This is a genomic window from Pseudomonas helvetica, from assembly GCF_039908645.1.
GTDB classification, from domain to species: domain Bacteria; phylum Pseudomonadota; class Gammaproteobacteria; order Pseudomonadales; family Pseudomonadaceae; genus Aquipseudomonas; species Aquipseudomonas helvetica.
Genome location: NZ_CP150917.1, coordinates 4,207,228 through 4,222,292, shown reverse-complemented (window position 1 = coordinate 4,222,292; position 15,065 = coordinate 4,207,228). Strand labels below are relative to the sequence as shown.

The 15,065-nt window shown below is 60.9% G+C and carries 13 protein-coding genes; 6 read left to right on the top strand and 7 right to left on the bottom strand.

Annotation, left to right across the window (positions count from 1 at the left end):
- Nucleotides 1-60: 60 nt before the first annotated feature.
- The gene (locus AABM55_RS19640; RefSeq protein WP_347930065.1) at nucleotides 61-558 is read right to left on the bottom strand and encodes a BCAM0308 family protein; all 498 of its coding nucleotides are present in this window, start codon (nucleotides 556-558) and stop codon (nucleotides 61-63) included.
- 331 nt (nucleotides 559-889) lie between these two features.
- Here AABM55_RS19640 and groL point away from each other — a divergent pair, with 331 nt between their 5' ends.
- Together groL and AABM55_RS19630 are read left to right on the top strand one after the other, a co-directional pair.
- Nucleotides 890-2,506 carry a chaperonin GroEL gene (gene groL / locus AABM55_RS19635; protein WP_347927389.1) on the top strand — a complete coding sequence of 539 codons (1,617 nt, stop codon included), beginning with the start codon at nucleotides 890-892 and terminating at the stop codon, nucleotides 2,504-2,506.
- A 173-nt stretch (nucleotides 2,507-2,679) separates the two neighbouring features.
- Nucleotides 2,680-3,570: a universal stress protein gene (locus tag AABM55_RS19630; RefSeq protein WP_347927387.1), complete on the top strand. Its 891-nt coding sequence runs from the start codon at nucleotides 2,680-2,682 to the stop codon at nucleotides 3,568-3,570.
- Between the two features lie 24 nt (nucleotides 3,571-3,594).
- On the opposite strand, the gene AABM55_RS19625 is transcribed toward AABM55_RS19630, so the two are convergent.
- From AABM55_RS19625 to AABM55_RS19615, 3 genes are read right to left on the bottom strand one after another with little or no spacing between them, the layout of a single operon-like run.
- A complete protein-coding gene (locus tag AABM55_RS19625) occupies nucleotides 3,595-5,982 on the bottom strand; it encodes a serine hydrolase (RefSeq protein ID WP_347927385.1) in 2,388 nt (795 codons plus the stop codon).
- A complete protein-coding gene (locus AABM55_RS19620) occupies nucleotides 5,934-7,208 on the bottom strand; it encodes a putative glycoside hydrolase (RefSeq protein ID WP_347927384.1) in 1,275 nt (424 codons plus the stop codon). The genes AABM55_RS19625 and AABM55_RS19620 overlap by 49 nt, the downstream gene beginning before the upstream one ends.
- Nucleotides 7,205-8,023: a polysaccharide deacetylase family protein gene (locus AABM55_RS19615; RefSeq protein WP_347927382.1), complete on the bottom strand. Its 819-nt coding sequence runs from the start codon at nucleotides 8,021-8,023 to the stop codon at nucleotides 7,205-7,207. The genes AABM55_RS19620 and AABM55_RS19615 overlap by 4 nt, the downstream gene beginning before the upstream one ends.
- Nucleotides 8,024-8,129: 106 nt before the next feature.
- On the opposite strand from AABM55_RS19615, the gene AABM55_RS19610 reads away from it, so the two are divergent.
- Nucleotides 8,130-8,690 carry a nitroreductase family protein gene (locus AABM55_RS19610; protein ID WP_347927381.1) on the top strand — a complete coding sequence of 187 codons (561 nt, stop codon included), beginning with the start codon at nucleotides 8,130-8,132 and terminating at the stop codon, nucleotides 8,688-8,690.
- Between the two features lie 18 nt (nucleotides 8,691-8,708).
- Here AABM55_RS19610 and AABM55_RS19605 read toward each other — a convergent pair whose 3' ends face one another.
- Together AABM55_RS19605 and AABM55_RS19600 are read right to left on the bottom strand one after the other, a co-directional pair.
- Nucleotides 8,709-9,674, bottom strand: coding sequence for a ribose-phosphate diphosphokinase (locus tag AABM55_RS19605; RefSeq protein WP_347927380.1), 966 nt, complete (start codon nucleotides 9,672-9,674; stop codon nucleotides 8,709-8,711).
- A 26-nt stretch (nucleotides 9,675-9,700) separates the two neighbouring features.
- On the bottom strand, nucleotides 9,701-10,267 hold the full coding sequence (locus tag AABM55_RS19600) for a phosphoribosyltransferase family protein (RefSeq protein WP_347927379.1): 567 nt from the start codon (nucleotides 10,265-10,267) through the stop codon (nucleotides 9,701-9,703).
- Nucleotides 10,268-10,554: 287 nt separating this feature from the next.
- Here AABM55_RS19600 and AABM55_RS19595 point away from each other — a divergent pair, with 287 nt between their 5' ends.
- Both AABM55_RS19595 and AABM55_RS19590 read left to right on the top strand, forming a co-directional pair.
- Nucleotides 10,555-11,262, top strand: coding sequence for a phosphoribosyltransferase (locus AABM55_RS19595; RefSeq protein WP_347927378.1), 708 nt, complete (start codon nucleotides 10,555-10,557; stop codon nucleotides 11,260-11,262).
- The gene (locus AABM55_RS19590; protein WP_103316135.1) at nucleotides 11,255-11,932 is read left to right on the top strand and encodes a dienelactone hydrolase family protein; all 678 of its coding nucleotides are present in this window, start codon (nucleotides 11,255-11,257) and stop codon (nucleotides 11,930-11,932) included. Before AABM55_RS19595 ends, AABM55_RS19590 begins: the two co-directional genes overlap by 8 nt.
- A 6-nt stretch (nucleotides 11,933-11,938) precedes the next feature.
- Here AABM55_RS19590 and AABM55_RS19585 read toward each other — a convergent pair whose 3' ends face one another.
- Complete coding sequence (locus AABM55_RS19585) at nucleotides 11,939-13,306, bottom strand: erythromycin esterase family protein (protein WP_054596514.1); 1,368 nt, start codon at nucleotides 13,304-13,306, stop codon at nucleotides 11,939-11,941.
- A 305-nt stretch (nucleotides 13,307-13,611) separates the two neighbouring features.
- On the opposite strand from AABM55_RS19585, the gene AABM55_RS19580 reads away from it, so the two are divergent.
- On the top strand, nucleotides 13,612-15,030 hold the full coding sequence (locus AABM55_RS19580; protein ID WP_347927377.1) for a cytochrome C: 1,419 nt from the start codon (nucleotides 13,612-13,614) through the stop codon (nucleotides 15,028-15,030).
- Nucleotides 15,031-15,065 lie beyond the last annotated feature (35 nt).

The window sequence follows — 15,065 nt, the reverse complement described above, 5'->3', positions numbered from 1 at the left end:
TGGGTACACAAACTTTTTTGTTGCCTGGCTTTCTGACTGTCGTCATCAGCCGGTCTCGCTTTACTCATCACGTGTCCAGCTGACGCTCAACTGATATTGGTCATCGTTGTAATGGTAATTCGCGTGGCCTTTGAAAGCGCCTGTCAGTGCATGACCCAAGCGGTTGGCGAGATGGATGCCGGTGGTGGTCACGACCAGAGCGCCCTCGGAGTCGGTCAGCTTGATGAGGCGCTCAAGGGCATGATCGGCTTTTTCCTGCCGCTCGGTGTTTTCGATCAGATTGACGATTTCTTTTCGATGCTTGAGCAAGAAGCTCCCGGACAGCGTTAGCGTGCCCGCCGGCCTGTTGTCATCGATGCGCCGACAGGCCGGGCAGGTCACCGTTTCGGCATCAGCGATCACCGTGTTTTCAGGCTGCTTCCAGGTCCAGTTACCGGCCTGATAAATCGCATCGCACTTCGAACAGATGGCCGAGCCTGCGACTCGCTGCAATAAATAGGGGTCATGGGCAGGTGTCTTGAACAGTTGGTTTTTTTGACTGAGCTGATGTTTGTCCATGACCTGTTCCTCGCAAATGAGAAGGATAAAAACTGCGCCCCCAGCCCTGTTTTCAGATCGATTTTTACCGATAGTGCCCGCTGACAGAGCCGTGGAATTCACGGGTTCATTTGGCCGCGGCTGGTTGTTGTACAGGTTGATTTTTGTCAACTCGAGGTCAATGGCTGATGGTCAGTCATCTGGACCAGCTGCGCTGCATGCGCCCGCATACAGGCACCTGTGAAGGCCCCGCGACGTCGTGACTTTGTTGATAAAAATCAACGTCGCGTGAGCCATTTCAGGGAAGCTGCAAGTACCAGCCTGTTGCAGGATGACTCGGGAGAACAACCTGATGGCTCACAGTAAAATTCTGTTTCGTGCCGCCGCTCGCGAGAAAATCCTCTGCGGTGCCACCCAGCTGGCGGATGCGGTTCGGGTGACCCTTGGGCCCAAATCGAAATCGGTGTTGATTCAGAACAAGTGGGGTAATCCGACGGTCTGCAACGACGGCGTGACGATTGCCAAGCGAATCGACCTGCAAGACCCCGAGGAGGGGCTGGGTGCCCAGATGCTGCGCCAGGCGGCGGAACGTACCGGCGATGCGGTAGGGGACGGCACCAGCACGGCAACGGTGCTGGCCCATGCCATCCTGGCTGACGGCATACGCAACGTCGTCGCCGGTGCCAGCGCGATTGATTTGAAGCGTGGCCTGGATCGCGGGCTATTGTTGGTCGTGCAATCGCTGGCAGCCCAATCGCGTCCGGTCAGTACCCCCAAGGAAAAGGCCCAGGTGGCCACGCTTTCGGCGCATAACGATGCGGTTATCGGCCAGCTGGTTGCAGATGCTCTGGAAAAGGTCGGCGTTGAAGGCGTGGTCAGTGTCGAGGAGTCCAAGACCACTGAGACCGTGGTCGAGGTGATGGAGGGGATGCGTTTTGACCGTGGTTACGTCTCGCCGTATTTCGTGACCGATACCGAGAAGATGCAGGTCGAACTCGATGATGCCTACCTGCTGCTCTGTGACCATAAGATCGGCGTGCTCAAAGACTTGATCCCATTGCTTGAGTTGATCGCCAAAAGTGGCCAGCCACTGGTGCTGATCGCCGACGACATAGAGGGCGAGGCGCTGACCACGCTGGTGGTCAACCAGATCCGTGGCGTATTGCGCGCGGTGGCGATCAAGGCCCCCGGCTTTGGTGATCGACGCAAGGAAATGCTCCAGGACATTGCCGTTCTGACCGGGGCAACGGTGGTCTCCAATGAGCTGGGCATCAGTCTTGAACAGGTGGACTTGAGCCAGTTGGGGCGAGCGCATCGCGTCGTGGTGCAAAAAGACAGCACGGCGTTGATCGGTGGCGCCGGTCAACGTGAGGCGATTGAGGCGCGCCTGCAACAGATCCGCGTGCAAATGGACGCGACTACCAGCGATTACGACCGTGAAAAACTCCAGGAACGACTGGCCAGGTTGTCTGGCGGCGTTGCGGTGATCCGGGTCGGGGCGCCGTCGGAGGCCGAGATGAAGGCCCGCAAGGACGCGCTGGATGATGCCATTTCGGCGACTCGGGCGGCGATTGCCGAGGGCATCGTTCCGGGGGGCGGGCTGGCATTGCTCAAGGCGGTACCGATTCTCGCCGCAGAAGAGGCGGGCTACGAAGGCGACGCCAAAACCGGTTTGCAGATACTTCGCCGAGCGCTCGAAGCACCGGCCCGGGTGATCGCGGAAAACTCGGCGGTGGATGCTGGCGTGGTCGTTGCCCGTATGCTGGCGGAGCCGGGGAATATTGGCTTCGATGCGTCAGCCAATGTCTATGTGGACATGTATGAAGCCGGCATCATCGACCCGACCAAGGTGGTGCGTATCGCGCTGGAAAATGCCGTTTCAGTCGCCAGTATCCTGCTGCTGACCGAGGCGACCATGACCGATATCCCGGAAAAGGAAACGCCTGCCCAGCCCCCGTTTCCTGAATGACCCGCACCGCGCTGCGGCGGTGCGCGGTGACTTGATATAAATCAAGATCAAGCAGGCTTGTGGGGAGGACGCTGAGTCAACGCTGGTGATTTGATCCAGCGAGGACGCAATGGCTGACCACCAGCAAGGGGCAGCGGCAGGCGTCGAAGTCCAACCTGTCTGGAGTTCAGACCATGAGCCAGTATCAACGGTTATTACTGATCATCAACCCGGCCCAGCGCCATTCCCCTGCGATACACCATGCCGCTGCCCTGGCCAAGGCCAGCGGGGCGAGCCTGCATATTGCCGCGTTAGTACCATCGCTGGACATCCTGTCACTGCTTGAAGAAGGCGTCCGGGAAAAGGCTCGGCAGAGTTACCTCCAGGACCATAGCGATTGGCTCAAGGATCAGGCGGAAAAGATGCGCGGCAGGGGCATCGAGGTGACCACCGAGGTGGCATGGGCCGACGACATGCAGCAGGCGATCCTTGATCACGTCAGCGAAATGCAGCCCAACCTGCTGATCAAGCAAGTGCAGCATGAGCCTGCGCTCAAACGTGCATTCTTCACCCCTCTGGACTGGCACTTGCTGCGCCACTGCCCGATACCGATGTATCTGGTGGGCGCGAGTGGTCATGCCTTGCCGCGCAAGGTGGTGGCAGCGGTTGACTCGTCGGATACCGCGTCTTCGAACAGTGAGCTGAATGACCGGATCATCCAGCAGGCCAACAGCCTGGCGCTGCAGTGCAATGCCGAATTGCATCTGCTGTATGCCTGTGACATTTCGGCGGCCTATCTCGGCGATATGGGCGGCGGCGGGCTGACGCTGGCGGACCTTACCCGGGAACTGCGCAGAGAGCTGGAAAAGTCATTCCTGCGCTTGGCCGGTCGATTCGGTGTGCCCTCTGACCGTCGACATTTCGTCATGGGGAGCCCCGTCTCGGCGTTGAGCGAGTTTGCCGATGAGCAACAGGTGGATGTGATCGTGATGGGCAGAGTCCAGTCCCACGGGCTGGACAAGCTCCTCGGCAGTACGACCGAACATATCCTGTATCAGGTGCCTTGCAGCGTTCTCGCGGTCTAGGGGCTGTGGCGTATTGCGTCAAGGTCAGTAGAACAAGTTCTCCTGCCGCAGTCGCGCGAAGCGCTCAAGCGCTGCGGCATCGAGCGCTAGCGCGGCGTCAGGCGCTATGCCGTCGCGAATGGCTTGCCAGACGATTTGCGAGCCGATTGAGCCGCGGGTCGCCGCAATATCGAACGCACCGGGATAGAGCGCATGCAGCGTGGCAAGCAGTGCCAATCCCAGGCGTGCGACGGGCCGTTGCTCAGGCACCGGGTTGCGCGTGATGCTCACGCCATGACAGAGCTGACCGTGCCAGTTCGATTCAGTGGGCACGAAGTCGATCGGCTCGAAATGCGCGCCAACGTTGAGGGCATTCAGCGCATGGGCGAGCTGGGTCGCGTTGATCCACGGCGCGCCGATCCACTCGAACGGATGCGGTGTGCCGCGTCCCACGCTCAGTCTCGCGCCCTCGAGCAAACCGACATCCGGGTAGAGGTCCAGCTGGGACAACGTGCGCAGGTTTGGCGAGAGCGGCACCCAGCCGAGCCCGGTGTCGGCGAAGGTCATCTCACGCCGGTAGCCCTGCATCGGCACCACGCGCAGATCCGCGCCAATGTGCTTGTTGCGGTTGAACAGACTCGCCAGTTCGCCGACCGTCATGCCCGGTTGCAGCGGCGCCGGGAAATAGCCGGTGAATGATTCTTGACGGCTGTCCAGCACCGGTCCGCCGAATTGCTGCGCCCCGAGGGGATCGGGCCGGTCCAGCACGAACAGTGGAATGCGCCGCGCCGCCGCGGCCTCCAGTGCGTAGCCGAGCGTCGTCTCGTAGGTGAAGAAGCGCACGCCGGCATCCTGGATGTCAAAGACCAGCGCATCCAGTCCGGCGAGCGAACCGGGCGGAAAGCGCCGCGCCGCGCCGTAGAGACTGTGTACGGTGAGGCCCGTCGCGGTGTCGAGGGTGTCGCCGACCCGCTCGTCCACATCGATATTCAGCCCATGCTCCGGCGAGAACAGTGCGGCCAGCCTGACGCCAGGCGCGTGCGCGAGTACGTCGACGGTGCGCCGGCCTTCGGCGTCGAAGCCGCTGCGATTGGTGATCAAGCCCACGCGCTTGCCGGCGAGCGGCGCAAACCGCTGCGCCTCGAGCACGTCGATGCCGGTCTGCACCGGGCCCGTCGAGATCGGCAGGCGATCGGCGGCACTCAGCGCCGGTAACGTCGATGGCAGCCATTGGCCAATTTGCGCGACGCTCGCAGGTGGAGCCCGGCTTGCCAGCAGCGCGAGCAACTGCGCACGTAGCGGGCGGGCGTCACCGCGGTCGTCCGGGTACACGCGGTTGGTCAGGATAACGATGAATTGGCGCGTCAGCGGATCGATCCACAGGCCCGTGCCGGTGTATCCGGTGTGGCCGATCATGCCAATCGGTGGCAGACGGTCGTGGTTCGACGCGAACGGTGCGGCCAGGTCCCAGCCGAGTCCGCGCCACGGTGGAGTCGCGAGCGGCGAGGCGGCACTGCTGAGCGCGGCAATGCTTGCTGGCCGCAGAATCTGCAGGCCGCCCGCGCGCCCTTGGTTGAGCATCATCTGCGCGAAGCGGGCGAGGTCATCCGCGGTGGAAAACAGCCCGGCGTTGCCGGAGACGCCGCCCATCCATTCAGCAGTCGGATCGTGCACCCGGCCGCGGCGGATACCGGCCTTGTTCGCCAGTGTCGGTGCACTGCGGGCCGCTCGCCCGGGGTCCGGCACAAAGACCGTGTCGCGCATACCGAGCGGGCCGAAGATGTAGGCCTGGCAATACGCGTCGAGCGTGCGGTGGGTGATGCGCTCGACCAGTTCGCCCAGCACCACGAAATTCAGGTCACTGTAGATGACGCGCTCACCTGGCACGCTCCGCAGACGCTGCGCCGCAATCGCGCTCAAGACGCCTTCGCGGTCCGGATGCAGTGGCCGCACCGGCAGGTCTGGCAGCAGGCCGGAGGTGTGCGCCAGCAGATGACGAACGGTCACCGGGTCTTTGCCGAAGGCCGCAAAGGCCGGCCAATACTGTGTAACGCGTGCGTCCAGGTCGATGCGGCCGGCTTCGGCCAGTTGCATGATCGCCGTGGTGGTCGCGATGACCTTGGTCAGCGACGCAAGATCGAACTCGGTGCTCAGCGTCATCGGTTCGGGGTCGGGCGTTGTCGCGCGTTGCCCAAAGGCCTGGCGATAGAACACATGCGTGGCGTCCCCGATCAGCACGACGGCCCCCGGAATCCGTCCGGCAGTGATCTGCCCCTCGACGATCTGTGCGGCTTGCAGGCGTGCCTCCGCATCGAAATCGGCGGCACCGGCGAACTGCGCCGCCGCCATTGCAAGCAGCATTACCCAGCGTTTCAGCGCACCGATCAAGGGTGCGGCATATCGGCGGCGTTGTAGTGATTGTGTGGATTCCATAACATCCATCCATCGGTGCCGGCTGCGTTGGCGGCGTTGATCTGGGCACTGATCGCCTCTGCGTCAAACAAGCGACGATCGAACGCATAGTCGCGAAAGGCTTGCAGCCACGGACGAAAACGCACCCCCGGCAGATGGGTGCGCTTGATTGCTTCCGCCAGGGAGCGTCTGACGATCTGAGCGGGATCGCTGACCGGATTGGTCAAGCCCGGCAGCCCCCAGGTAAAACCGGACGGGTAGAGCATCGGTGAAATATAGTCGAGCGGCTCGCCGAGCAATTCGATTTGCTGGCCGATCGCGGTATCGTCCAGATTCCAGCAGACGTAGCCGAAGATGTCCGCAGAGACGAATACATTGTAGGGCGCCAGCCGTGTGCGTGCGGCCTGCAGGAAACCGACGATCGCCGCGGTCCGGTTGCGCCGGGTATTGGACAGGGCGAAGTGCAGCCCGCTCTTGTCGGGAAAGCGCACATAGTCGAACTGGACCTCGTCGAAGCCCATCTGCGCCGCCTCCTCGGCGACGTCCAGATTGTGCCGCCATACATCCTGCGAAAACGGATCCATCCATTGCAGCTTCTCGAGATCGCGCCACGGTTGGCCGTCTGTGGTGTGCACGCTCCACTCTGGATGCGCGCTGGCGAGCGGGTCGTCCTTGAACACCACGATGCGCGCGATCAGATACAGGTGTTGCTCATGTAGTCGGGCCAGCAGCGCCGCAAAGTCGTGGTCCTGTGGTGCGCGCACCGTCACCTGGGCAGCCGCGCCGATGGCCTCGCGCGCCGCGCTGCGATACGGCGTCAGGCCGCGGTCGCCCTTGACGTCAATCACCAGCGCATTGATCTCGCTGCTTTCGGCAAGGCTGAGGGCATTATTGCGCAACGTCTTGTTGGTCACGCCGAACACCGACAAATACAGCGCTTTCGGGCGAAACGGGGTCAACGCGAGCGTCAAAGGTGTATCGCCGGACACCTTGGCTTCGGTGCGCAAATACCCTGGAGCGCGGGCCGCAACGTTCTCCACCGCCTGAGCGATTTCGAACTGCCCGTGTTCGTCGGTACGCATCACACCCGCCGATGTGGTGATGATCGCGTCGGCGAGCGGATTCTGCGTGCTTGAGTCGAGCACGACACCCGTGACGGCCAGGGCGCCTCGCTGGCTCAACAGGGTAGTAAAGACGACGAGCAGCGTCGCGATTGCATAGCGCCTCACTGCGCTGATAAAGGTCATCGTGCGCTCTCCGTTGCGGGCATCGTCGGGGTGTTCGGTTCGCCAAGCAGGTGCGCGAATGCGCTGGCGCCGTAGGCATCGGTCATCAGAAAACGCGGCAGCGCGAGCAGCCGCGCATGCCGGTCCGCCTTGCGCGCGTCCAGTGTGAAGGCGACCACATAACCGTCGTCGGCGGCGAGTGCGATCAACTCGTCGTCGTAGATCCCGAAAGGCCACGCGAGCATGTCGATATGCGTACCGGTTTGCGCCTCCAGGCGTTGACGGGATTTGTCGAGTTGCATGCGCACGAATTGCTGGAAATCTGCCGGCGTACGGTGTCTGCGCTCGACCTTGAAATTGGGATGCCAGTACGTGTGCCCCTGGATGTCAAAGAGTCCGGTCTGTTTCAGGCTGCGCAGTTGCTCCCAGGTCATTGCGTAGGAGGCGTTCGAGATCGCCGATGGGTAGATGAACAGCGTGACCGGAAAACGCTCGCGCTGCACGATGGGCAGCAGTTTTTCGAATACCGAACGATGCCCGTCGTCGACGGTGATCGCCACCGCTTTCTGCGGTAGCGTCGCATTGGGGTCCTGTAACCAATTGACCACCTCGCGTAGCGGCACGATGTGGTAGCCATGCTCGTGCAGGACGCGTAACTGGGTTTCGAAGGTGCTCATGCGCACGGTCATCGAGTCGTCCAGCGTCTGCGAAAAGCGGTGGTAAACGAGGATCGTGACGCGCGGCTCAGCACTTGGCGCGGCAGCGTCTGCGCCCCAGGCCAGCCCGCCGATGCACACCAGCACAGCGCACACCAGAAGCCGGATCGCGCTGCTCATATAAGCTCCCCCCGTTTGGCAGGTTTTGCCCTGATTTGATCTAAATCAATAGTAGATGTTCGTTGGCGGGCCACTGTATGAAACGACAATATTTGAGGCTGCCGCCATGAATATCAACGAGGCAATCTCGGGCCGTCGCTCGACGCGTGAATACACGAAAGAAGCGGTTGATGAACTCATCATTCGTCGCTTGATCAACACCGCCGTCCAGGCGCCCAGCGCAGTCAACCAACAACCGTGGACGTTCACGGTGATCCGCGATCAGGAACTGCTGGATCGGGTCTCGCGCGAAGCGAAGGCCCACCTGCTCGCGACAGTGCCCGCAGGGACCCAGTCCGAGCACTTTTATTCGATGCTCAACGATCCAGGCTTCCAGATCTTCTATCACGCGCCGGTACTCATCCTGATTTCGGGGAACGCGCCCGGTCCGTGGATCGTTGAAGACTGCGCCCTGGCGGCCGAGAATCTGATGCTTGCCGCGTACGCTGAAGGACTCGGCACCTGCTGGATCGGTTTTGCCCAGGGGTTTCTCAATACGCCGGAGGGCAAGCATGTATTGGGTCTCCCTGCCGGATCGAGGCCCGTGGCGCCCATCATCGTTGGCCATCCGAAGTCTGCGCCTGCGCCCGTCCAGCACAAGGACCCCGAGATCCGCTGGATTGGCTGAGCAGGAGGCCGCCCGTGCTCAGACGGTAGCAAACGCTCCGTTTTCAGCCAGCAAGGTGGCAATCAGTGCGGTGCTGTCGAGCACGTGCAAGTGGCGCGTGACACAGTCGGCTGGCAGGCGAAACGGAGGCACGCTGTCAGAGATCGCCAGGTGTTCAAACAGTGGCTTGTCGAGCAGGTCGCTGCCACCGGTGAACAAACCATGGGTGGCGGCTGCAAATAACCGGGTGGCACCGGCCTGCTGGCAGGCGAGGCCCGCATGCATCAGCGTTTCACCGGTGCTGATCAGGTCGTCGAAAATGATCGCGGTTTTACCCAGCACTTCACCCACCAGCAGCGTGCCGGTGAACGTTGCTTGAGCACGGTGCTTTTCCATCAGCGCACCGCCCACCGGGCGTCCCAGTTGCCGCTCCAGGGCCTGGCGAAACTGCTCGGCCCGCTTGGTGCCGCCGGCGTCCGGGGAAACCGACACCACCTCGGCGTCGCCGACGAACCCGGCGAAATGCCCGGCGAACAGATCTGCGCACTGCACATTCCAGGTGGGAATGCGAAAGGCGTTATCAAACGCTGCCGGGTTGTGCACCTCCAGGGCCATCAGGCGATCCACGCCGCAGGCTTCAATCATGGCCGCCACGTAGCGGGTGATCGTCGGGTCCTGAGGTTGGGTGCGACGATCCTTGCGCCCGTAGCAGAGGTAGGGCGTCACGGCCTGCACCTGGCGAGCGCCGGCATCCTTGAGTGCGCCACAAAAAAACAGCAGCCGACACAGCTTGTCGTTTGCGCTCTGCCGGTCATCCCCATACAAGGAATGGAATACCACCACCTCGCGACCGTTGACTGGCTCCAACGGGTGGCATTTATGCTCGCCATCTTCATAGTCGCGCTCCTCGTGGAGCGCCAGTTGACAGCCAAGCCGCTGCGCGACGCGGCTCGCGTAGTGCTCACTGCCTTGCAGGGCAAACAGAAGCGGGCGTTCGGTGAGCATGTGATGGCTCCTTCGAGGCACTGCCGTCAGTGGGCGGCACCATGACGCAGAACTTCGATGCAAAACTCCGCTTCGTAGGGCGGTACGTTGCATTCGACGATGTCATTGGCGGCAACTTGCAGATGCACGCCGACAATATCGGCATGGATCGGCTGCTGGCAGACGTGCCGATCGACCAATACCGCGGTGTAGACCCGACGCGCACCGAGTTGCGCCAGATACGCGCAGGTGCGCAGCAGCGAATGGCCTTCAAACAGCACGTCATCGACAACAAGCAGGGTGGTATTGGCAAGGTCCAGTGCGCCCAGAAGCGGGTTTTCGGTCAATTGCGTGTGTGCATGCAGCACGCTGAGATCATCGGCATAGCGCTTGACCTTCAGGGGGTAAAGAGGCAGTTCCGGCTGGCCGGTCTGACGCGACAGATGGTGCTGTAAACGCTGTGCCAGCGGCTCGCCGCGGCGCTGGATGCCGATCAGTACCGCTTGAGTAGGCGGCAACAGTGCCGCAGCCTGGCGCGCCATCGCCTGCAGTACCCTGTCGAGTTCATCGCTGTCGTACACGCGCAACCGCTGACTCGCAGGTAGGGTCGGCATGGCAGTCTCCCGTTCAGGGCCGATAGATTGATCATAGCGCAAGGGGGCCGTAGCTGACGGCGCCGGGCATCTGTGCCTTGCGCGGGGACTTGATATAAATCAAGACCGGGGAGACTTCATGGGAGGATTCTGAATTTAAAAAAGGGTATTGGCACATAGCTGAGCACTTGCCGCGCGCTCATGGGTTGTAAAGGCTTCTCGGCAGTACGACTGAACCTGTCCTGTATGGCTGCCTTGCGGCGTTCTGGCGGTATGGATTTGGCCCGATGGCTTCAGGAGGTTTTCAAATGACACACGGTCCCTTACTGCAAACCACCTTGCGCGACCGGACCGCTGCCGGTCGAACCTTGGTTGAGCCGCTGCGCAAATATGCTCATCGACCGGATGTCATCGTTCTGGCCTTGCCCCGTGGCGGTGTCCCGGTGGCCTATGAAGTGGCCACGGCCCTGGAGGTTCGCCTGGACCTGATGCTGGTCCGCAAGTTGGGAGTTCCTTCCCAGCCAGAATACGCCATGGGCGCCATTGCCAGTGGCGGCGTACAAATCGTCAATGAGGGGGCGCTACGGGCTCACCCGATTGATCAGGATACGTTCGATGCCGTGGTCGCCCGGGAAACCCGGGAACTCTCTCGTCGTGAGCATTTGTACCGGTCAACGCGTGCGCCGGTGGTACTCAAGGACCAGGTGGTGATTCTGGTCGATGACGGCCTGGCGACAGGGGCCTCGATGATGGCCGCGATCCACGCTGTGCGCCTGCAAGCACCGTCGCGCATTGTCGTTGCCGTGCCCGTGGCGCCGCTTGAGACGGTCGAGGCGCTGCGCACCGAAGTGGATGAGGTGGTGTGTCCGCTCATTCCCGAGTGGCTGATGTCGATCGGCTATTGGTACATGAACTTCACCCAGACCACAGACGGGGAAGTCATCGATCTTTTGCAAAGAGCCTGGCAACGCGAGTCCAGCACGGGCATTGCCCCTCAGGAGAATTCCGATGCTTGAGTCTCACTATCGAAAACTGAGCCTGGAGGACGTGGAGCTGTCAGCCGACCTGCGTCTGCCGATGAATGCTGCCGGATTGGTGGTTTTTGTCCATGGCAGCGGCAGCAGCCGTTCAAGCCCTCGTAACCAGCAGGTTGCAGAATCTCTGGGCCGCCGACGACTGGGCACGTTGTTGTTCGATTTACTCACGGAGCCGGAGCAGCGCCTGGATAACGTGACGCGGGAGCTGCGTTTCGATATCGCGATGCTTTCGCGGCGACTGGTGCAGGTGATCGACTGGATTGGCCGGGACGCGGAACTGCAATCGCTGCGGATCGGGCTGTTTGGCGCAAGCACCGGGGCCGCTGCGGCGTTGTTGGCGGCGGCCGAGCGCCCGGACGTGGTCCATGCGGTGGTCAGCCGGGGAGGGCGGACCGACCTGGCAGGTGCGGCGCTGTCCCGGGTAAGGGCGCCGACCTTGCAAATCGTCGGAGCAGAGGACCCGGTGGTAGTGCGTCTGAACGTGCAAAGCAGTCACGTTCTGCGCTGTGAACAGCGTCTGGAAGTCGTGGAGGGTGCTACGCATCTGTTTGAAGAACCAGGCACCCTCGAAGAAGTCGCCAGACTTGCTGGCGACTGGTTCGAGAGACATCTGCGTGGTACTCGTTCAGAGACCTCCATCAGTCCCTGACCGGTATCACACGCCAAACGGAAAGGTTTCGTCTTCCGGTTCCAGCGCCTGGCTTTTCGGCAGAGGCAGCGCCGTCACCGCTTGCGTCTGTTCAATCCACACCATGGCGTCAAATTGCTCGGCCAGCACCGACTCGAAGTAGTGGCTGCTGCGCTCGCTTTCGGGGCGGTAAATCACCCCGATGGCCCGCTCCAGCAGAGGCTCGGACAGCGCCTTGCGCAGGTCTTCGCGCAGGGGATCTCGCCAGTCGGTCAAAGACGCGGGGACGCCGGCTTTAAGGAACTGATGTTCCCAACTGTCCGGGCGAGATGGCCGGATGTCCTTGATGAGCATGTCGGCGTCCCAGTCATCGGCTGCCGCCACCTGGCCACGGTCGGTGCTCATGCCGATCAGAACGACATCGCGCCCATAGGCGCTGCGACACAGCTGACCGATGTTGAACTGGCCCTTCCAGCCCATTTCCGTGGCAGCGGCATTGCCGATATGGGAGTTGTGCGCCCAGACCACGGCCTTGGCGTGAGCGCCTCGGTGCTCAAGCAACCCCCGCAGTGTGTCGAACATGTGCCGGTCACGCAGGTTCCACGAGGCGGTCGAACCTCGATAAATCGCTCGGTAATATTGTTCCGCCGCCCGAACGACCCGGGCGTTTTGCGTGGCATCGAAGAACGCCTCGTCGTCGTGGATAAGCCCGGCCAGCTGCTCGGCCAGCATGTCATGGAGCTGCTCGACCACTGCTTGCTCGCAGGGCATCAGCCCACCACGTTCAACAAAGTGGCCGTACAACGCAGGTTCATCCTGCCAGGGAGTCAGGCAGCCATAGCGCCGTCGTGCTTCGTGTGCCAGATGCGGGTCGACCCGCTCCAGATAACTCAGGACCTCGTGGATGGAATTGCGCAAACTGTAGACGTCCAATCCGCGAAACTCGACTCGACGCTCGGGGGCGTGCTTGTGGTTGTATTGATGCAGCCAGTGGGCGAATGCTTTCACATCGGTATTGCGCCACATCCAGGTCGGGAATCGGCTGAAGATATGCCGTTTCCAGGCTGTATGGGCCAGCCCGCGGACATAATGGTCAACATGCGCGGCATCTGGCCAGTCCGCTTCAACCGCCACAATCGTGAACCCGTGCTGCTCAATCAACCTTTGGGTAATCGCCGCACGGGTTCGGTAGAAGTCGCTGGTGCCATGGCTGGCCTCACCGATCATCACTACCCGCGCATCAGCGTAACGGTCGAACATTTCACCGAAGGCGTCTGAATTCAATTCCGGCAGCGGTTCCGCATATTGACGTAACAGAGGGGCAATAGTGGTTCTCGCAACAGTGCTGCGCGGACCGTAAAGTTTTTCCAGCAGTTTTTGCGAAGGAGAGGTCATGAGCGTCGTCCCTATCAAGAGGAGGGGTTAACCGACGTGCAGCCCGCTGGGCTGCTTCTTTGATTATTCCTACACCTTGGTCCAGACGATTCATTGAGTTTCGTCAACAAAGGCTGCAATGCCCCAGGAGAACGTGTCTGGATCGCGCGTCCGCAGGCTGCTGAAGATGACCTGACGCGATGTGCGTGATGTGCGTTGCGGACTTGAGTGGCGCAGCGCGCGCCAGCACTTGTAAATGGCTAGCGTCTGACTAGGCTCCATTCAGGTTTAAATCGTTCGACAGTCTCTTTTCAGAGGGAGCTGAGATGAATGTGAAGGACGGCGAAGCAGGCGGGATGAAGTCGGTGGCGCAGTCGTTTTTTTCCGGGTCAGCTTTTTTAATCACATTACTCCGGCGACCGGGCACCCTGCTGGTGGCGTTATCAGTGCTGCTGTTTTGTCAGTCAGCGCAGGCCTTGCCTTCCTTTGCACGCCAAACCGGACAAAGTTGCATTGCCTGCCATGCCGGCGGGCAATTTCCCGAGCTGACACCTTATGGGCGTCTGTTCAAGCTGACGGGGTACACCAACGGCGTACAAACCAACCCCCTGGCCGCGATGATCGTCGGTGATTTCACCTCGACGCGTAACAACAGCGACGGTGCGGGCAGCTCGATTTCACCCAAAGACAAGCAATTCATCATTGATTTCGGCAGCGTGTTCCTCGGTGGAAAAATCACTGACGTTATCGGCGGCTTTGCCCAATTCACCTACAGCTCCTATGACCACCAGGACGCCTCGGGTAATTGGGTCAGTCACCTGGGCTCGGACAACTTTGACCTGCGTTATGCAGACAGCCGGCTGGATGCCTCACGAGATGTCATCTGGGGCGTCACATTGCATAACAACCCCACGGTTCAGGATGTCTGGAACAGCACGCCTGCGTGGGGCTATCCGTATGTCAGTTCAACCCTGGGCGCCTTTGGCGGGGTCCCGACCTCTACACTGATCGAGGGGGGATTGGCTCAACAGGTGGCGGGTATCGGTGCCTATGTTTATTTGAACAAGTCGTTGTATCTGGAGCTGACCTCCTACCAGACCGCCAAAGACACCTGGCAGTTTCTGAGCCTGGGCAACAAGAAGGGCGACACCTACCATCCGTTGACGTACATGGATGGCTCAAGCCCTTATGCACGGCTGGCCTATACCTACGAATGGGGGGCCCAGAACGTGATGCTGGGGGCCTTTGCGATGAATGCCAAAATTCTGCCCCTGGACGACTCCAACAATCCGATCCATGGCCAGGGCAGTACCGAGTACCGGGACGTAGGCTTCGATGGCCAGTATCAGTACCTCCTTGAGCCCCATACTTTCACGGCACAGATACGTTATGTCAGGGAAGAAATCAGGGATGGCACCCAGACCCTCTTCGACGGACCTGCAACCCTGCGATCCTTCAAACTGAAGGGCAGTTATGTGTACGGTGCCAAGTATGGTGCGAGCCTGGCGTATACCAATGTCAATGGCAGCTCGGATGCCACGGCGTACCCGGACAGTGCCAGTTTTTCACCCGATACACAGATGTGGACGCCCGAGGTGTTCTGGTTACCGATGCAGAACCTCAGGGTCGGGCTCCAATACAACTATTTCACCCGCTATTTGGGCGCAACGAACAACTATGACGGCAATGGCCGTGATGCCAGCGAAAACGACACCACCTATCTTTATATGTGGTGCGCGTTTTGATCAGTTGAACGCAGAGGCGTAGACCATGAATGCAA